We start from the raw sequence: 17,911 nt of genomic DNA on the forward strand, positions 1-17,911 counted from the left end.
CGCAACGAGCCGGGAGCCTCGTCCCTCCGTCGAGACAGCCCGTCCGGGCAGACGTACGACGGAGGACGCCATGTACCGCCCTGTGCCGCCGCAGGTCGACCTCGCCGCGGTCGACCACGAGGTGCTCGCCTTCTGGCGCGACCACGACGTCTTCGACCGCTCCCTCGCCCAGAGCGAGGGCCGCCCGCTCTGGGTGTTCAACGAGGGCCCCCCGACCGCCAACGGCATGCCCGGCACCCACCACGTCGAGGCGCGCGTCTTCAAGGACGTCTTCCCGCGGTACCGGACGATGAAGGGCTACCACGTCCCCCGCAAGGCCGGCTGGGACTGCCACGGCCTCCCCGTCGAGCTCGCGGTGGAGAAGGAGCTCGGCTTCTCGGGCAAGAAGGACATCGAGGCGTTCGGCATCGCGGAGTTCAACGCGACGTGCCGCGAGTCGGTGCTGCGCCACGTCGGCGCCTTCGCCGACCTCACCGAGCGCATGGGCTACTGGGTCGACATGGGCGACGCCTACTGGACCATGGACCCGCAGTACGTCGAGTCGGTCTGGTGGTCGCTCAAGCAGATCTTCGACAAGGGCCTGCTCGTGCAGGACCACCGGGTCTCGCCGTACTGCCCCCGCTGCGGCACGGGGCTGTCCGACCACGAGCTTGCCCAGGGCTACGAGACGGTCGTCGACCCGTCGGTCTACGTGCGGTTCCCCGTCACGGGCGGCCCGGTCGCCGAGGCGGTCGAGGGTGCCGCGCTGCTGATCTGGACGACGACGCCGTGGACCCTCGTGTCCAACACGGCCGTCGCGGTCCACCCCACCGTCGACTACGTCGCTGCGCGCACGGCGGACGGCGAGACGCTCGTCGTCGCGGAGCCGCTGCTCGCCCAGCTCGGCGACGGCGCCGAGGTCGTCGCCCGCTGGACCGGCACCGAGCTCGCGGGCACGACGTACTCGCGGCCGTTCGACCTCGTCGACATCCCGGACGCGCACTACGTCGTCACCGCCGACTACGTGACCACCGAGGACGGATCCGGCCTCGTGCACCTCGCGCCGGCGTTCGGTGCCGACGACCTCCTCGTCGGTCGGGCCAACGGCCTCCCGGTCGTCAATCCCGTGCGGCCCGACGGCACCTTCGAGGAGGGCATCCCCCTCGTCGGCGGCATGTTCTTCAAGAAGGCCGACGCGCCGCTGGTCGACGACCTGCAGGCACGGGGGCTGCTGTTCAAGCACGTGCCCTACGAGCACGCCTACCCGCACTGCTGGCGCTGCCACACGCCGCTCGTCTACTACGCGCAGCCCTCCTGGTACATCCGCACCACCGCGGTGAAGGACGCCCTGCTGCGCGAGAACGAGGGCACCGACTGGCACCCCAGGACGATCCAGTGGGGGCGGTACGGCGACTGGCTCCACAACAACATCGACTGGGCCCTCTCGCGCAGCCGCTACTGGGGCACACCGCTGCCGATCTGGCGCTGCGACGCCGGCCACCTGACGTGCGTCGAGTCGTTGGCAGACCTCGGATCCCGTGCCGGGCAAGAGCTCTCGAGCCTCGACCCGCACCGCCCGTTCGTCGACGACGTCACGTTCCCGTGCAGCGACTGCGACGGCACGATGACGCGCGTGCCCGAGGTGATCGACGCCTGGTACGACAGCGGAGCCATGCCGTTCGCGCAGTTCGGCTACCCGCACACCGGGCAGCAGGAGTTCGCCGATCGCTACCCGGCCGACTTCATCTGCGAGGCGATCGACCAGACGCGCGGGTGGTTCTACACGCTCATGGCGGTGGGCACGCTGGTCTTCGACAGGTCGTCGTACAAGACGGTGCTCTGCCTCGGCCACATCCTCGACGAGGAGGGCCGGAAGATGAGCAAGCACCTCGGCAACGTCCTCGAGCCCATCCCGCTGATGGACGAGCACGGCGCCGACGCCGTGCGCTGGTTCATGCTCGCCGGCGGATCCCCGTGGCAGGCACGACGTGTCGGCCACGGCACGATCCAGGAGGTCGTGCGCAAGACGCTGCTGACCTACTGGAACACCGTGTCGTTCCAGGCGCTGTACGCACGCGAGTCGGGCTTCGAGCCGACCACCACGGCGGCTCCCCCGGCTGCCGAGCGCCCCGCGCTCGACCGGTGGGCGCTGTCGGAGGCGCACCGGCTCGCGCGCGACGTCGACGCCGCGCTCGAGTCGTACGACACCCAGAAGGCCGGACGCCTGCTGTCGGCGTACGTCGACGACCTGTCGAACTGGTACGTCCGCCGCTCGCGCCGTCGCTTCTGGGCGGGCGACCCGTCGGCCCTCGCCACGCTGCACGAGTGCCTGTACGTCGTGACGCTGCTGATGGCGCCGTTCACGCCGTTCATCACCGAGCGGGTCTGGCAGGACCTGTTCGCCTCGACCAGCGACGAGCTGCCCGACTCCGTGCACCTGTCCGCGTGGCCGGCCGTCGACGGCGCGCTCGTCGACGACGACCTCGCGGTGCAGATGGCGACCGTGCGGCGTCTGGTCGAGCTCGGCCGGGCCGCACGTGCGACGTCCGGCGTCCGCACGCGTCAGCCGCTCGGCCGTGCGCTCGTCGCGTCGCCCGGGTGGGACAGGCTCTCCCCCGCACTGCGCGCGGAGGTGTCCGAGGAGCTCAACTGCGGCGACCTGCTGCCGCTCGGCGAGATGGCCGGCCACCTGGTCGACGTGAGCGTGAAGGCCAACTTCCGCGCGCTCGGCAAGCGGTTCGGCAAGGGCACTCCTCCGGTGGCGGAGGCGATCGCGGCGGCCGACGCCGCGGCGCTCGTGGCCTCGCTGCGCTCGAGCGGCAGCGCGGGCGTCGTCGTCGACGGCGAGGACGTCTCCCTCACCGAGGAGGACGTCGTGATCACCGAGACGCCGGTGCAGGGCTGGGCCGTGGCCTCGGACGGCGGAGAGACGGTGGCGCTCGACCTCGAGCTCACGCCCGAGCTGCGCCGTGCCGGGCTCGCCCGCGAGTCGGTGCGGCTCGTCCAGGACGCACGCAAGTCGTCCGGCTTCGCCGTGAGCGACCGCATCGACCTCTGGTGGGTCGCGACCGACGACGAGCTCGGCGAGGCGTTGCGCGAGCACGGCAGCACCGTGGCCGACGAGGTGCTCGCGACGTGCTTCACCGAGGGCGAGCCCGCCGAGGCCGCGGGCCTGTTCGCCGGCGAGGACCTCGAGCTCGGCCTGCGCTTCTGGGTCCGCACCGTCTAGTCGACGTACGAGGAGGCCCCGACCGCGTGCTGCGGTCGGGGCCTCGTCGTACGTCGGTGCTCAGCCCTGGTGCGGCGGCGTGCTCTCGCCGGGCACGGCGAACGGAGAGGCCGGCGGGGGCTGCGTCGCCGGAGCGCCCTGGGTCACCGGAGGGCCTTGGGGGGCGAGGCCCGGGGTGGGCGGTGCCGGGGGTGCGGTCGGAGGTGCCGGCGGGGCGGCCTGGGCCGGGGGCGCGGTCGGCACGCCGCCGGCAGCGGGCGCCGCGGGCGCAGCCGGAGCGGCGGGGCTGCCGTCGGTGCCGCGGTGGTCGAGATCCTTGAGCGCCGCCTCGTGGTGCTGGCGCAGGCGGGTGCGGTACTCGCGCTCGAAGGCGCGCAGCTCCTCGACGCGGCGCTCGAGGTTCTGCCGCTCGGCGGCGGCGGACTGCTCGAGCGCGGCGGCCTTGGCCCGCGCGTCCGCGAGCAGCGCGTCTGCCTCGGCCTTGGCCTTGGCGGTGTGCTCGCTCGCGGTCTTCTGGGCGAGGGCGAGCATCGCGACGGCCTCGGCGTTGTGGTCCGGCGCAGGAGCGGCCGGGGCGGGCGCGGCCGGGGCAGCCGCTGCCGCCTGCTCGGCGGCGCTGACGCGGCCCTTGAGCTCGGCGTTCTCGCGGGCCAGCGAGCCGATCTCGACCTCGACCTGGTCGAGGAACGAGTCGACCTCATCCATCTCGTAGCCCTTGCGCTTGGCAGTCGAGAACTGCTTGTTGCGCACGTCCTCGGGAGTGAGAGCCATGGGGGTCACCTCGGTGTCAGGAGCGGGTCGGGCTACGGGTCTGGCCTGGGGTCGGGCGCTTCGGGTCGGAGTCTAGAACGGGAACAGCCGCTGATTCGCATCGCTGCGCGCGCGTCACGCCGAAGGTCCGGCGTCAGAACATGAGCACGATGCCCGACAGGATGCGGATCAGGATGAACAGGATGAGAAAGACGACGGTCAGCTGGAAGTCGAACATGCCCACACGGATCGACGGGATGACGCGCTGGAGCAGCTTGATCGGCGGATCGGTGACCGTGTAGATGAGCTCGACGAGCACCAGGACCGGCCCCGAGGGGCGCCAGTCGCGGGCGAAGATGAACACGTAGTCGACGACGATGCGGGCGATCAGCACGATGAGGTACGCCTGCAGCACGAAGAAGAGCGTGCTCCCGACGATGGTGGTGCCGATGGTCACGCTGGTCCTGTCGGTCGGGAGCGGAGCGGTGCTCAGCTCTGGTTGAAGAAGCCGTCCTGGGCGAGGCGCTTGGCCTCGGCCGCGACGTCGACGTTGGCGGGCGAGAGCAGGAACACCTTGTTGGTGACGCGCTCGATGGTGCCGCGGCAGCCGAAGACGAGACCCGCCGCGAAGTCGACGATGCGCTTGGCGTCGGTGTCGTCCATCTCGGTGAGGTTCATGATGACCGGCACGCCCTCGCGGAACTCCTCGCCGATGCGGCGGGCGTCGTTGTAGGTGCGCGGGTGCAGCGTGGTGATCCGGTAGAAGTCGCTCACGCCGAAGGCGTCGACGCTGGACTCCGAGGCGCGCGGCGCGGACGCCGCCGGGGTCTCGACCGGCCGCGACGTGCGGACGGCCGGCTCGACCGTGCGTGTGGCTGCCCGCGGCTCGGGCCGCACCTCGCGGACGGAGGAGTACTGCTGGGTGTCGCGCGCCGGGCGTGCGTCGGCGTAGTCGTCGTCGGCTGCATACTCGAGGGCCTCGTCCTCGACCAGGCCGAGGTAGACCGCCATCTTGCGCATCGCGCCCATGCCTGCTCCTCTGCCGTCCCGGCGGTGGTGCCGGTTCGTCGTGCTCGTGTGGTCCTCGGGAGGCGGCAGATCACCGCACACCCGTACGGGAACGCTACCTGAGCCCGGCGCGTCCTCCGAGCACCGCCGTCCCCACCCGCACGTGTGTCGCGCCTGCGGCGACGGCCTCCTCGAGGTCGCCGGACATCCCCGCGGACACCACGGTGGCGGACGGATGCGCCGCGCGCACCTCGGCGGCCAGCGCGGCCAGGCGGGCGAAGGCCGGCCGGGGGTCGACCGGGCTGCCGTCCGGGCCGAGCGGTGCGACCGCCATGACGCCGCCGAGGCGCAGCGACGAGCAGCCCGCCACCACGTCGGCGAGGGCGAGGACCTCGCGCGGGTCGGCACCGCCCCGGTGCGCGGGCGGCGAGCCGTCGGGGACGTCGGCGAGCCCCACCTGCACGAGCACCTCGAGCACCCGGCCGTGCTCCCCCGCGGCCCTGTCGAGGGCGGTGACGAGCTCGGGCCGGTCTACCGACTCCACGACGTCGGCGTACGCCGCCACCGAGCGGGCCTTGTTGCGCTGCAGCTGCCCGACGAAGTGCCAGCGGACCCCGAGGTCGGCGCACTCCTCGTGCTTGGGCCTCGCCTCCTGGTCGCGGTTCTCCGCGACGTCGGTGACACCGAGCGCCGCGAGCAGACGGACGTCGGACGCCGGCCAGGTCTTGGTGACGGCGACGAGGGTCACGTCGTCCGGCGCGCGACCTGCGGCTGCCGCGGCCAGGCCGATCCGCGCATGCACCTCCGCCAGGTTGGCGGCGAGCTCGGCCGACCGCTGCGCGGGCGTCAGCGTCACGACTGCTCCGGCTCGAGGCTGACCACGCCGCCGTGCCGGCCCGTGAGCCTGTCGCGGCGGAAGGAGTAGAGCGCGTCGGACTCCTGGGTGCACCCGCCGTGGAGCGTCACGTGGGCACCGGCCCCGCGCAGCCTGTCGACGGCGGCCGCGCGCAGGTCGAGCCCGTACGCGCCGTCGCGCGCGACCGAGGCGGCGGACGGCGCGATCGCGACGACCTGGTCGTACCTCTCGCGCGGGACGTCGTAGCAGAGGCCGCACACAGCCGGTCCGACCACGGCGCGGATGCGGGCGGGGTCGGCGCCGAGGTCGACCATCGAGGTGAGCGTGCTGCCGACGACGTCGGACGCGATGCCGCGCCAGCCCGCGTGCACGACGGCGACCACGCCCGCGTCGCTGTCGCCGAGCAGCACGGGCACGCAGTCGGCCGCGACGGTGAGCAGCGCGATCCCGGGCACGCGCGTGACGAGGGCATCGACCTCGGGCACGGGCTCGGGCTGGGGAGCACCGACCTCGCCGACGTCGTTGCCGTGCACCGGCGCCATCGACACGAGGCGGTGGCCCTCGACGCCGACCGCGGCGGCGAGGGCGTCCCGGTGGGCGCGCACACGGTCGGGGTCGTCACCGACGTGGTCGGCGACGTTGAAGGCGTCGTACGGCGGCGCGCTCGACGGCACGCCGTCGACCGCGAGCCGGTCGGAGAAGGCCCAGCGGATCCGCGGGCCGAGGTGTCCCTGCGCGAGCGTCACACCCCCACCCCACCATCGGGGCGGGGGCGCGTGCCACCCGGGGTCGTGACTACTTCAGGAAGTCGGGGACGTCGAGGTCGTCGTCGTCGCCGGCGTCGTCGAAGACGATCCGGCGCGGCTCCTTCTTCGGCTCCTCCTCGACGGGCACCTGGCTGACCGGGAGGACCGGCGCCTGGCCGGGCTCCGCGGTGGCGCGCGCGGTGTCGACGGCGAGCGGCGTCTCGTCGAAGTCACCCTTGGTCACAGCCTTGGTCCCGGTGCGACGCGCTGGGGGAAGACCGCCGTCGAAGCCGGCCGCGATGACCGTGACGCGCACCTCGTCGCCGAGGGTGTCGTCGATGACGGCGCCGAAGATGATGTTGGCCTCGGGGTGGGCCGCGTCCGCGACGAGGCGCGCGGCCTCGTTGATCTCGAACAGGCCGAGGTCGGAGCCGCCGGAGATCGAGAGCAGGACGCCGTGGGCGCCGTCGATGCTCGCCTCGAGGAGCGGGCTGGAGATCGCCGACTCCGCGGCGGAGACGGCGCGGTCGTCACCGCGGGCCGAGCCGATGCCCATGAGGGCGCTGCCCGCGCCCGCCATGATGCTCTTCACGTCGGCGAAGTCGAGGTTGATCAGGCCGGGCGTGGTGATGAGGTCGGTGATGCCGCTGACGCCCTGCAGGAGCACCTGGTCGGCCTGACGGAACGCGTCGAGCATCGAGATGCTGCGGTCCGACAGCGAGAGCAGGCGGTCGTTCGGGATGACGATGAGGGTGTCGACCTCGGCGCGCAGCGAGTCGACGCCGGTGTCGGCCTGGACCCCGCGGCGCTTGCCCTCGAAGCCGAACGGACGGGTGACGACGCCGATGGTGAGCGCGCCGAGCTTGCGGGCGATGCTGGCCACGACGGGGGCGCCGCCGGTGCCGGTGCCGCCGCCCTCGCCGGCCGTCACGAAGACCATGTCGGCGCCCTTGAGCACCTCTTCGATGTCCTCGGCGTGGTCCATCGCGGCCTGGCGGCCGACCTCGGGGTCGGCGCCGGCGCCGAGCCCGCGGGTCAGCTCGCGGCCGATGTCGAGCTTGACGTCGGCGTCGCTCATGAGCAGCGCCTGGGCGTCGGTGTTGACGGCGATGAACTCCACGCCCTTGAGGCCCACCTCGATCATCCGGTTGACGGCGTTGACGCCGCCTCCGCCGATCCCGACGACCTTGATGACCGCGAGGTAGTTCTGGGGAGCCGCCACGGCACGTGCCTTCCACTCGTCGTCGTCCGGACGCCCGAACTCTCACCCTCAGGTAGAGGTGAATAGTTATGTCATCCTGTGGTTAGGGGTGAACCTACGGCGCGTCACCCGCGTGGCGCAAGATCGAGGTGCGCCACATCGCCGGACGCCGCCGGGGCCGGGGCCGTGATCGCTTGCGGCGCAAGGGATGCCCGGCGTCCAGAAAGCCGGTCAGGAACCGGAGAGGGTCCCGCGGGTGGTCGGCAGGTCCGGCGCGCTGACGTCGTAGTACGCCGCCTTCAGCGGCAGCAGGGCGGCGAGCACGGCGATCTTGGCCTCGGCCTGCTCGGCGCTCCCCCACTGCACGAGCGCGCCTCCGCGGAGGCTGAGGACGACGTCGTCGCGACTGCGGGCCACCACGGCCACGACCCGCGCGCGCAGGTCGGCGGGCAGCGAGTCGACCACCTGGACGCCGGCGAGCAGCGAGGTCTCGTCCGACGGACGCACGACCGGCAGGGCCGCGGGGCGCGTCGATGCCGAGCCGAAGCGCGCGCCGGTGGCATCGACGTAGGCGAACCCCGGGCCCGCGCGCACCACGCCGACCGGCGTGCGCTCGGTGACGACCACGACGAGGACGTCCGGCCAGCCGCGGCGCACCTCGACCGCGCCGACCTCCGGGATCGCGCCGACGCGCTCGGCGACGCCGTCGGCGTCCACCCGCGCGAGCGGGGTGCCGACGCGCACCGACGCCGCGGTGCGCACCTGGTCGACGGGGACGCCCGTGGCGCCGACGACGCGGACCTCCTGCACCGACAGGACCGAGGAGAACCAGACGAGCCAGACCGCGACGCCCGCGATCATGGCCACGAGCGCGAGGGCGAGCCACGTCCTCCAGCCGCCCTGCCGACGCGCGGCGGTGAAGCGCTCGGTCGACTCCAGGACCGTCATGACGACGAGCCCTCGCGGGCGCGCAGGAGGTCGAGCACCTCGGTGCCGATCATCGCGATGTCGCCCGCGCCGAGGGTCATGACGACGTCGCCGGGGCGGGCGCGCTCGACGAGGTGCGACGCGACACGGCTCCACGAGGGCTCGAACACGACCTGCTCCGGCGGGAGCGGCACGTGCGAGGCCATCGAGACGCCCGACGCTCCCGGGATCGGCTCCTCCCCCGGCGCGAAGACCTCGAGGACGACGACCTGGTCGGCGAGCCCGAGCGACTCGCCGAACTCCTTCACGAACATGGCCGTGCGGTAGTAGTGGTGGGCCTGGAACGCGACGACGAGCTGGCTGTCGCCCACGACCTCGCGCATCGCCCGAAGCGTCGCGGCGATCTCGGTCGGGTGGTGCGCGTAGTCGTCGTAGACCTTCACGCCGGCAGCCGCGCCCTTGAAGTCGAAGCGCCGACGCGTGCCGCTGAAGGACTCCAGCCCCTCGCGCAGAGCGGCCGAGGAGTGACCCAGGCCGAGCCCGGTCACGAACGCCGCCGTCGCGTTCAGCACGTTGTGCCGGCCCGGCACCGCGAGCTCGGTACGCCCGTGCCGCACCCCGCGCTCGAGGACGTCGAAGACCCAGCCGGTGGTGCCGACCTCGACCAGCTCGACGCGGAAGTCTGCGTCGGCCGCCTCGCCGTAGGTGCGGACGTCGACCCCAGCAGCCCGCGCCCGCTCGGCCAGGCGGCGCCCGCCCTCGTCGTCGATGCAGACCGTCACGAATCCGCCGCGGTCGCGGATCCCGGTGCAGAAGTCGAGGAAGCCCTGCTCGATGGCCTCGAACGTGCCCCAGTGGTCGAGGTGGTCGGGCTCGACGTTCGTCACGATCCCGGCCCATGCGGGCAGCGCCAGGAAGGCGCCGTCGCTCTCGTCGGCCTCGGCCACGAAGTCTGCGCCGGTGCCATGGTGGGCGTTGCTGCCGCTCTCGTTGAGCTCGCTGCCGATCGCGAACGACGGGTCGGCGCCGCAGTGCTGCAGCGCGACCGTGAGCATCGAGGTCGTCGTGGTCTTGCCGTGCGTGCCCGCGACAGCGACGCCGCGATGGCCCGCCATCACCGCCGCCAGCGCCTCGGCCCTGCCCATCACGCGCAGCCCGCGCTCGCGGGCGGCGCTCAGCTCGGCGTTGCCCTCCTTGATCGCCGTCGACACGATCACGGTGTCGACGCCGTCGACCTGCTCGGCCGCGTGGCCGACGTACGCCTCGACGCCGATCGCGCGCAGGGCCGCGAGCCGGCGGGAGTCCTTCGCGTCGCTGCCGCTCACGGTGACGCCGCGGGCGACCAGGATGCGGGCGATGCCGGACATCCCCGCGCCGCCGATGCCGACGACGTGCACGCGCCCGAGGGCGGAGAGGTCGGCGGTGGCGTCGGTGCCCGGGGTCACGAGGTTCCTCCAGCGGTCGTGGCGCCCGTGACGGCCTCGAGCACCAGTGCCCTCAGTCTCTCGTCCGCATCGCGCTGACCGTGGGAGGCGGCCGCGTCCTCCATGGCGTGGCGCTGGTCGGCGTCGAGCAGGAGCGGCGCGACGAGGGCCACGAGCCGGTCGGCATCGAGATCGGCGTCGTCCACCAGCAGCCCTCCCCCGGCGTTGACGACGGGCAGCGCGTTGAGGCGCTGCTCGCCGTTGCCGATCGGCAGCGGGACGTAGATCGCGGGCAGCCCGACGGCGGCGAGCTCGGCGCAGGTCATGGCACCCGCGCGGCAGAGCGCGACGTCGGCAGCGGCGTACGCGAGGTCCATGCGGTCCACGTAGGGCAGCGGCACGTACGGCGCCGGGCCGGTGGGGCCCGACGGCCGCTGGTCGTCGTTCTTCAGGCCCGCCGCGTGCAGCACCTGGATGCCCTGCGCGGTGAGTCGCTCGACGGCGCCCACGGTGGCGGCGTTGAGGCTGCGGGCGCCCTGAGACCCGCCGAAGACCAGCAGCGTGGGGCGGTCCTGGTCGAGACCGAAGGCCGCCCGTGCCTCGGCCTGCACCATCGCCCGGTCGAGCCGCGCGATCGCGGGGCGCAGCGGCATGCCGATGTGGCGCGATCCGGGGATGGCGTCCGGCACCGCGCTGCCGACGTACGACGTGAAGCGCGCACCCACCTTGTTGGCCAGCCCCGGCCGCGCGTTGGCCTCGTGGATCACGATGGGGACGCGCCCGCGGGCTGCGAGGTACGCCGGCAGCGCGACGTAGCCGCCGAACCCGACCAGGACGTCCGCGCCGGTGTCGTCGAGCACGGCGCGCACCTCGCGCACCGAGCGGCGCACCGCGGTGGGCAGCCGCACCAGCTCGCCGGAGGGCCGTCGCGGCATCGGCGTCGGCGTGATGAGCCTGAGGTCGTAGCCGCGCTCGGGGACGAGGCGGGTCTCGAGTCCGCGCTCGGTGCCGAGGAGCGTGATGCCGACGGCGGGGTCGTGCCGCCGCAGGCAGTCGGCCGTGTTGAGCGCGGGCTCGACGTGGCCCGCCGTGCCGCCTCCGGCGAGGACGACGTGCACGGTCACTTCCCCTTGAGCGGGTGCGGCGCCGGACGTCCGGCCTCCGCGCGTGCGAAGGCCATGAGCATGCCGAGGGCCACGAGCGTGGGGATGAGCGAGGAACCGCCGTACGACACGAGCGGGAGCGGCACGCCCGTGATGGGGATGAGCCCGAGGACCGCGCCCATGTTGAGCAGCGCCTGGGTCAGGATCCAGGCGACCACGGCTGCCGAGGCGCTGCGCACGAACGGGTCCACGGTGGTCCGCGCGAGGCGGAGCCCCGCGATGCCGATCGCGGTGAAGAGGCCGAGCACGATCAGCGACCCGAGGATGCCGAGCTCCTCGCCGACGACGGCGTAGATGAAGTCGGTGTGCGCCTCGGGCAGCCAGTCCCACTTCTCGCGGGAGGCTCCGAGGCCGACGCCGAACCAGCCGCCGCCGCTCATGGCGTTCTGGCCGCGCAGCAGCTGCCATCCGCTGTTCAGCGGGTCGGCGGACGGGTCGAGCCACGCGGAGAAGCGCTTGAGCCGGTAGGCCTGGGCGTAGCTCAGCACGGCCACGCCGGCGAGCAGCACGATCCCGCCGCCGAAGAAGAGCCGGAACGGTGCCCCGTTGACCCAGAGCATGGCGGCCACCATCGGCACGAGGATGAGCGCCGTGCCGAAGTCGCCCTCGAGCAGGACGAGGCCGATGATCGTGAGCGACACCGGCATCAGCGGCACGAGCAGGTGCTTCCACTGGTCGAGGAGCGGCTGCTTGCGCGCGAGCAGGTCGCTGGCCCACAGCACGAGCGCGAGCTTGGCGAACTCGCTGGGCTGGAAGCGGAACGGCCCGCCGATGTCGATCCAGTTCCTCTGGCCCGCCACCTCGTGACCGATGATCAGCACGAGCACCAGCGCGACGAGCGCCACCATGAGCGCCGGGTAGGCGATGCGGCGGTAGAACACCACCGGCAGCCGCGACGCCACGACCATCGCGGCCAGGCCCACCACCGCGAACAGCACCTGGCGCGACCACAGCGTGTACGCCGATCCGAAGACGCGGTAGCTCTCGACCGTCGACGCCGACAGCACCATCGCGACGCCCAGCACGAGCAGCAGCAGCGTGGATCCGAGCAGCACGTGGTACGTCGCCATGGGGTGCTCGGAGCGCGGCCGGTCGGCCGAGCCGACGCGCCGCTCGTCCTGCTGGGTCACGAGCTCACCCGCCCAGGTGGCGCAGGACGGAGGCGGCGAACTCGTCGCCGCGGTGGCCGTAGTCGCGGAACATGTCCCACGACGCGCACCCGGGTGCGAGCAGGACGGTGTCGCCCGGGCGCGCCATGGCGGCGGCGGCGTTCACGACGTCGTCCATGGCTCCAGTGTCGGTGCGCCCGACCTCGACCACGGGGACATCCGGCGCGTGTCGCGCGAGAGCCTCGCGGATCCGCGCGCGGTCGACGCCGAGGAGCACGGCGCCGCGCATGCGGTCGCGCGTGCGCTGCACGAGGTCGTCGTACTCCTGGCCCTTGGCCATGCCGCCCGCGATCCACACCACGGACTCGTACGCGAGCAGCGAGGTGAGCGCCGCATGGCCGTTGGTGGCCTTGGAGTCGTCGACCCACGTGACGCCGTCGCGCTCGGCGACCTGCGCGATGCGGTGGCCGGCGGGCTCGAACGAGCGCAGGCCCTCGCGCACCGCGGAGGCCGGCACCCCTGCGGCACGGGCCAGGGCCGCGGCTGCGAGCGCGTTGAAGACGTTGTGCGGCGCGAACGGGTGCACGTCGTGCACCGAGGCGAGCTCCAGCGCGCTGTCGGCGCGGTTGTCGATGAACGCCCGGTCGACGAGCAGGTCGTCCACCACGCCCACCATCGAGCGGCCGGGAGTGCCCAGGGTGATGCCGATCGCCCGGCAGCCCTCGACGACGTCGGCCTCCTCCACCAGGCGCTCGGTCACGGGGTCGGCCACGTTGTAGACCGCGGCGACCTGGGTGTTGGCGTAGATCCGTCCCTTGGCCGCGACGTACGCCTCCATCGAGCCGAAGTGGTCGACGTGGTCCTCGGCGATGTTGAGGCACACCGAGGCCAGGGGGCTCGCGGTGAGCAGGAACGGCAGCTGCGGCGCACCGACCTCGACGGCGAGGACGTCGAAGCCCTCCGGGTCCATCACCGCGTCGACGAGCGAGACCCCGATGTTGCCGACGGCGGCGGTGCGCAGGCCGGCCGCGCGCAGCATCGACTCGAGCATGAGCGTCACCGTGGTCTTGCCGTTCGTCCCGGTCACCACGAGCCAGGGGGCGGCGTCGGGGCCGCGCAGCCGCCAGGCCAGCTCGAGCTCGCCCCACACGGGCACCCCGCGCTCCTGCGCCGCCACGATCACGGGCGCGTAGGGCGGCAGCCCCGGCGACACCACGAGCACGTCCGCGTCGTCCGGCAGCGTGTCGCCGTCACCGAGGCGGACGGCTGCCCCGACCACCTCGAGCACGTCGGCGCGCTCGCGCTGGCGCGCGCCGTCGCCGGAGTCGACGACCGTCACCCGCGCACCGAGGTGGACGAGCTGGTCGGCGCAGGCGAATCCGGCGACGCCGATGCCCGCGACGACCGCGTGCACGGCGCCCCAGTCGGACGACCTGCCGTACGCCGTGACGTCCGTACGGCTCACTGACGGACCCACTCGGCGTAGAAGATGCCGAGGCCGAGCGCCACGAACAGGCCCTGGACGATCCAGAACCGCACCACGATCTGGATCTCGGCCCAGCCCAGCATCTCGAAGTGGTGATGCAAGGGGGCCATCCGGAACATGCGTCTGCCGGTGAGCTTGTAGCTGCCCACCTGGCCGATCACCGAGAGCACGACGATGAGGAAGAGCCCGGCGAGCATCGGCAGGAGGAGCTCGGTGCGCGACAGGATCGCGAGGGCGGCGATCGCACCGCCGAGCGCCAGCGACCCGGTGTCGCCCATGAAGATCCCGGCCGGCGCGGTGTTCCACCAGAGGAACCCGAAGCAGGCTCCTGCCGCGGCAGCCGCGAACACGGCGAGATCGAGCGGATCCCGTACGTCGTAGCAGCGCGCGAACTCGCCGAACTGGCAGTTCTGCCCGTACTGCCAGACCGAGAGCAGCGTGTAGGCCCCCAGCGTCATGACCGAGGCGCCCGCCGCGAGACCGTCGAGGCCGTCGGTGAGGTTGACCGCGTTGGTGGTCGCCGTGACGAGGAACCAGATCCACACGATGAACAGGGCGGTCGGCAGGACGAGGCTGGTGTCGCGGAACAGCGAGACCGCGCGCGAGGCCGGCGTGCGCCCGTCGGCGTCCGGGAACTGCAGCGAGAGGAAGGCGAAGATGATCGCCACGGTCGCCTGGCCGAGCAGCTTGGTGCGCGCCCGCACACCCGTGCTGCGCTGCTTGAAGATCTTCAGGTAGTCGTCCGCGATGCCCACGCAGCCGAGCCCGACGGTGAGGAAGAGCGCGAGGACGCCCGACCAGCTCGGCGGCCGCCAGGCGACGACGTGCGCACCGAGGTATCCGACGAGCAGCCCCGCCAGGATGATGAGGCCGCCCATCGACGGGGTGCCGCGCTTGCCCTCGTGCTCGGGGTAGGGCTCGCCGGCCGTCGACACGCGGATGGCCTGCGCCAGGTGGTGGCGGCGCAGGAACTTGATGAGCAGCGGCGTGCCGAGCAGCGACACGAACAGGCCGAGGCCGGCAGCGATGAGCACGAGCCTCATGCGGGGACCTCCGTCAGGGCCAGTGCGAGCCGTTCGAGACCGGCGGCGCGCGAGGCCTTCACCAGGACGACGTCGCCGGGCGCGACATCACCGGCGACGATCTCGACCGCCCGAGGCACGTCGGCCGCCACCATGACGACGGTGGCACCTCCGACCCCCTTCGCGCCCCTCGCCACGCCGGACGCGCCCTCGCCCACTGCGACGACCCGGTCGACACCGCGCTCGGCGGCGGCACGGCCGACGGCCTCGTGCGCAGCCTCGGCGCCGGCTCCCAGCTCGCGCATCTCGCCGAGGACGGCCCACGACCGGCGGGCGGGGCGCGTGGCCGTCGCCGCGCTCATGGCCACGAGGGCGTCGAGCGCCGCAACCACGGACTCGGGGTTGGCGTTGTACGCGTCGTTGACGACGGTGACGCCGGACGCCGTCGTCGACACCTCCATGCGCCAGCGGCTCTCCGCCGTCGCGCCGGAGAGGCGGCGGGCGACGATGTCCCCGGGGATGCCGAGCTCGAGGGCCACGGCCGCGACTGCGAGCGCGTTGGAGACCTGGTGCGCTCCGAAGAGCCGCAGCGAGACGGGCTCGCGGACGCCCGGCGCCACCAGGGTGAATCCCGGTCGCCCCTCGTCGTCCATCGTCTCGTCCACGGCCCGGACCTGCGCCGCGGCGGAGCGGCCGTAGAGCACGACCCTGCCCCGCGTGCGCGGAGCCATCGCGGCGACGAGGTCGTCGTCGGCGTTGAGGACGGCGACCCCGCCGTCGGCCGCCGGGGGCACGGCCTCGACCAGCTCGCCCTTGGTCACGGCGATGTTCTCCCGCGAGCCGAACTCGCCGACGTGGGCCGACCCGACGTTGAGCACCACACCGATCCGGGGCGGGGTCACGGTGCAGAGGTACGCGATGTGCCCGAGCCCGCGCGCGCCCATCTCGGAGACGAGCACGCGCGTGCTCTCGTCGACCTGCAGCGCGGTGAGCGGCAGGCCGACCTCGGTGTTGAACGAGCCCTGGGGTGCCACGACCGGGCCGAGCTCGACCACGACCTGGGCCATGAGGTCCTTGGTGCTGGTCTTGCCCGAGGAGCCGGTGATCCCGACGACCACGAGATCCGGCATCCGGCCCACCACCCACCGGGCGAGGCGGCCGAGTGCGAGCACGGCGTCGTCGTCGACGACCACCGAGGGGACGTCGAGGGCTCGGGACGCGAGCGCCGCCACGGCACCGCCCGCGACGGCCTGGCCCGCGAAGTCGTGCGCGTCGTGGTGCTCCCCCACGACGGCCACGAACAGGTCGCCGTCGTGCGCGCTGCGCGAGTCGGTGGAGAAGCCCGTGACCCTTGTCGCAGGCTCGGCACCGCCGACGAGACGGCCTCCGACGGCAGCCGCGACGTCGCCCAGGGTGAGCGCGATCATGTGGCGTCCTCGTCGTCGGTCGGCAGGTCGGCGGGCACGATCAGGCCGGGCTCCAGCGCCTCGGCCAGAGCGACCCGGTCGTCGAACGGCGTGACCGTACCCGCGACCTCCTGCCCCTGCTCGTGGCCCTTGCCCAGGACGAGAACCACGTCACCCCTGCCCGCGAGCGCGACCGCCATGCGCAGGGCTCGCCGTCGGTCGGCCACCTCGATCCGCCGCGTGCCGGTGATGGTGCGTGCGCCGCGCAGGACCTCGCGGCGGATGAGGGCGGGGTCCTCGCTGCGGGGGTTGTCGTCGGTCACGATGACGACATCGGCGCCCTCGACCGCCGCACGCCCCATGTCGTACCGCTTGTGCGGGTCGCGGTCGCCGCCCGCGCCGAGCACGACGAGGATGCGCGAACGGCGCCCGGAGCGTGCCGTCGCCACCTCGCGCGCAGCGGCCAGCGCCCGCTCGACGGCGTCGGGCGTGTGCGCGTAGTCGACGTACGCGTAGATGCCGCGCCCGAGGTCGGGGTCGGGCACCCTCTCCATCCGTCCGGGCACGCCCTCGCACGCGGCGATGCCGTCCGACGCGGTCAGCGGGTCGACGCCTGCCGCGACGAGCAGGGCCAGCGCCCCGAGCGCGTTGCTGACGTTGAACTCCCCCGGCAGACGCACCTCGAGCGGCACGTCCACGCCGTCGGGGCCGAGCGCGCGCATCACCGAGCCGCCGGGCACCGCGACCACGCCCTCGACCATCCACGTGGCCGGGCCGACGGTCGAGTACGTCGACACCTCAAGACCTTGCGCCGCAGCCGATCCCGCCATCCGTACGCCGTACCCGCCGTCGACGCACACGACGGCGGCCGCCGTGCGACGCGCGGTGAACAGCGACGCCTTGGCCGCGAAGTAGTCGTCCATGTCCGCGTGGAAATCGAGGTGGTCCTCGGTCAGGTTGGTGAAGCCGCCGACGGCGAACCGCACGCCGTCGACCCGTCCGAGGACGAGCGCGTGGCTCGACACCTCCATGGTCACGGCGGTCACCCCGCGCTCGCGCATGACCGCCAGCAGCGCATGCACGTCGGTGGCCTCGGGGGTGGTCCGCTGGCTGGGTACCGTCTCGTCGCCGATGCGCGTGCCCACCGTGCCGATGAGCCCGGTCACGTGGCCGGCCGCCCGGAACCCGCCGTCGACGAGGTACGACGTGGTCGTCTTGCCGTTCGTGCCGGTGATCCCGACGACGAGGACGTCGCGGGACGGGTGGTCGTAGACGTCCGCTGCGACCTCGCCGAGGACGGCCCGGGGATCCTCGACGACGAGGACCGGGAGCCCGGCGGCGGCGCAGCGCTCCGCACCGGACGGATCGGTGAGGACGGCGACGGCGCCGGAGGCGGCGGCCTGGGCGACGTACTCGGCCCCGTGCGTCACGAAGCCCGGCAGGGCGGCGTACAGGTCACCGGGACGGACGTCGCGGGAGTCGTGGGTGACCCCGGTGACGAGGACGTCGGCGGATGCGGGGACGTCGGCACCCGCCACCCGCGCGAGCTCCCCGAGGGGACGCGGCGGCGTGCTCGGTCGAGGTCCGGCAGGCACCTCGCGACCC

15 protein-coding genes are annotated in these 17,911 nt (G+C 73.2%); 1 reads left to right on the plus strand and 14 read right to left on the minus strand.

Features of this window, described 5'->3' with window-relative positions:
- Positions 1-70 precede the first annotated feature (70 nt).
- Positions 71-3,208, plus strand: coding sequence for an isoleucine--tRNA ligase (gene ileS, locus ACFQGU_RS12530; protein WP_386767147.1), 3,138 nt, complete (start codon positions 71-73; stop codon positions 3,206-3,208).
- 60 nt (positions 3,209-3,268) lie between these two features.
- Here ileS and ACFQGU_RS12535 read toward each other — a convergent pair whose 3' ends face one another.
- From ACFQGU_RS12535 to ACFQGU_RS12600, 14 genes are all read right to left on the minus strand, one after another.
- Positions 3,269-3,979: a DivIVA domain-containing protein gene (locus ACFQGU_RS12535; RefSeq protein WP_386767149.1), complete on the minus strand. Its 711-nt coding sequence runs from the start codon at positions 3,977-3,979 to the stop codon at positions 3,269-3,271.
- 133 nt (positions 3,980-4,112) lie between these two features.
- The gene (locus ACFQGU_RS12540) at positions 4,113-4,415 is read right to left on the minus strand and encodes a YggT family protein (protein WP_386767151.1); all 303 of its coding nucleotides are present in this window, start codon (positions 4,413-4,415) and stop codon (positions 4,113-4,115) included.
- A gap of 32 nt (positions 4,416-4,447) precedes the next feature.
- Positions 4,448-4,987 (minus strand): cell division protein SepF, encoded by a 540-nt coding sequence (locus ACFQGU_RS12545; RefSeq protein ID WP_386767153.1) that lies wholly within the window; start codon positions 4,985-4,987, stop codon positions 4,448-4,450.
- A 94-nt stretch (positions 4,988-5,081) separates the two neighbouring features.
- Entirely contained in the window at positions 5,082-5,816 is a 735-nt protein-coding gene (locus ACFQGU_RS12550) for a YggS family pyridoxal phosphate-dependent enzyme (RefSeq protein ID WP_386768277.1), read from the minus strand.
- Positions 5,817-5,818: 2 nt separating this feature from the next.
- On the minus strand, positions 5,819-6,568 hold the full coding sequence (gene pgeF, locus ACFQGU_RS12555; RefSeq protein WP_386767155.1) for a peptidoglycan editing factor PgeF: 750 nt from the start codon (positions 6,566-6,568) through the stop codon (positions 5,819-5,821).
- 49 nt (positions 6,569-6,617) lie between these two features.
- Positions 6,618-7,790 (minus strand): cell division protein FtsZ, encoded by a 1,173-nt coding sequence (gene ftsZ, locus ACFQGU_RS12560; RefSeq protein WP_386767157.1) that lies wholly within the window; start codon positions 7,788-7,790, stop codon positions 6,618-6,620.
- 210 nt (positions 7,791-8,000) lie between these two features.
- Positions 8,001-8,717, minus strand: a complete 717-nt coding sequence (locus ACFQGU_RS12565) for a cell division protein FtsQ/DivIB (RefSeq protein ID WP_386767159.1) — start codon at positions 8,715-8,717, stop codon at positions 8,001-8,003.
- Positions 8,714-10,141: a UDP-N-acetylmuramate--L-alanine ligase gene (murC, locus tag ACFQGU_RS12570; protein WP_386767161.1), complete on the minus strand. Its 1,428-nt coding sequence runs from the start codon at positions 10,139-10,141 to the stop codon at positions 8,714-8,716. The genes ACFQGU_RS12565 and murC overlap by 4 nt, the downstream gene beginning before the upstream one ends.
- Entirely contained in the window at positions 10,138-11,238 is a 1,101-nt protein-coding gene (gene murG, locus ACFQGU_RS12575) for an undecaprenyldiphospho-muramoylpentapeptide beta-N-acetylglucosaminyltransferase (protein ID WP_386767163.1), read from the minus strand. Before murG ends, murC begins: the two co-directional genes overlap by 4 nt.
- 2 nt (positions 11,239-11,240) lie before the next feature.
- Positions 11,241-12,413 carry a putative lipid II flippase FtsW gene (ftsW, locus tag ACFQGU_RS12580; protein WP_386767165.1) on the minus strand — a complete coding sequence of 391 codons (1,173 nt, stop codon included), beginning with the start codon at positions 12,411-12,413 and terminating at the stop codon, positions 11,241-11,243.
- A gap of 4 nt (positions 12,414-12,417) precedes the next feature.
- Entirely contained in the window at positions 12,418-13,857 is a 1,440-nt protein-coding gene (gene murD, locus ACFQGU_RS12585) for a UDP-N-acetylmuramoyl-L-alanine--D-glutamate ligase (protein ID WP_386767167.1), read from the minus strand.
- Entirely contained in the window at positions 13,854-14,921 is a 1,068-nt protein-coding gene (gene mraY / locus ACFQGU_RS12590) for a phospho-N-acetylmuramoyl-pentapeptide-transferase (protein ID WP_386767169.1), read from the minus strand. The genes murD and mraY overlap by 4 nt, the downstream gene beginning before the upstream one ends.
- On the minus strand, positions 14,918-16,327 hold the full coding sequence (locus ACFQGU_RS12595; RefSeq protein WP_386767171.1) for a UDP-N-acetylmuramoyl-tripeptide--D-alanyl-D-alanine ligase: 1,410 nt from the start codon (positions 16,325-16,327) through the stop codon (positions 14,918-14,920). The genes mraY and ACFQGU_RS12595 overlap by 4 nt, the downstream gene beginning before the upstream one ends.
- Complete coding sequence (locus ACFQGU_RS12600) at positions 16,324-17,901, minus strand: UDP-N-acetylmuramoyl-L-alanyl-D-glutamate--2,6-diaminopimelate ligase (RefSeq protein WP_386767173.1); 1,578 nt, start codon at positions 17,899-17,901, stop codon at positions 16,324-16,326. Before ACFQGU_RS12600 ends, ACFQGU_RS12595 begins: the two co-directional genes overlap by 4 nt.
- Between the last annotated feature and the right edge of the window lie 10 nt (positions 17,902-17,911).

Origin of the sequence: Longivirga aurantiaca (assembly GCF_042660085.1) — a bacterium.
Taxonomy (GTDB): Bacteria; Actinomycetota; Actinomycetes; order S36-B12; family CAIYMF01; genus Longivirga; species Longivirga aurantiaca.

Bases quoted from the DNA above. Each gene is read 5' to 3' on its own strand.
- ACFQGU_RS12595 (WP_386767171.1), bottom strand. From the start codon at position 16,327: ATGATCGCGCTCACCCTGGGCGACGTCGCGGCTGCCGTCGGAGGCCGT.
- ACFQGU_RS12565 (WP_386767159.1), bottom strand. From the start codon at position 8,717: ATGACGGTCCTGGAGTCGACCGAGCGCTTCACCGCCGCGCGTCGGCAG.
- ACFQGU_RS12545 (WP_386767153.1), bottom strand. From the start codon at position 4,987: ATGGGCGCGATGCGCAAGATGGCGGTCTACCTCGGCCTGGTCGAGGAC.
- mraY (WP_386767169.1), bottom strand. From the start codon at position 14,921: ATGAGGCTCGTGCTCATCGCTGCCGGCCTCGGCCTGTTCGTGTCGCTG.
- ACFQGU_RS12535 (WP_386767149.1), bottom strand. From the start codon at position 3,979: ATGGCTCTCACTCCCGAGGACGTGCGCAACAAGCAGTTCTCGACTGCC.
- ileS (WP_386767147.1), top strand. From the start codon at position 71: ATGTACCGCCCTGTGCCGCCGCAGGTCGACCTCGCCGCGGTCGACCAC.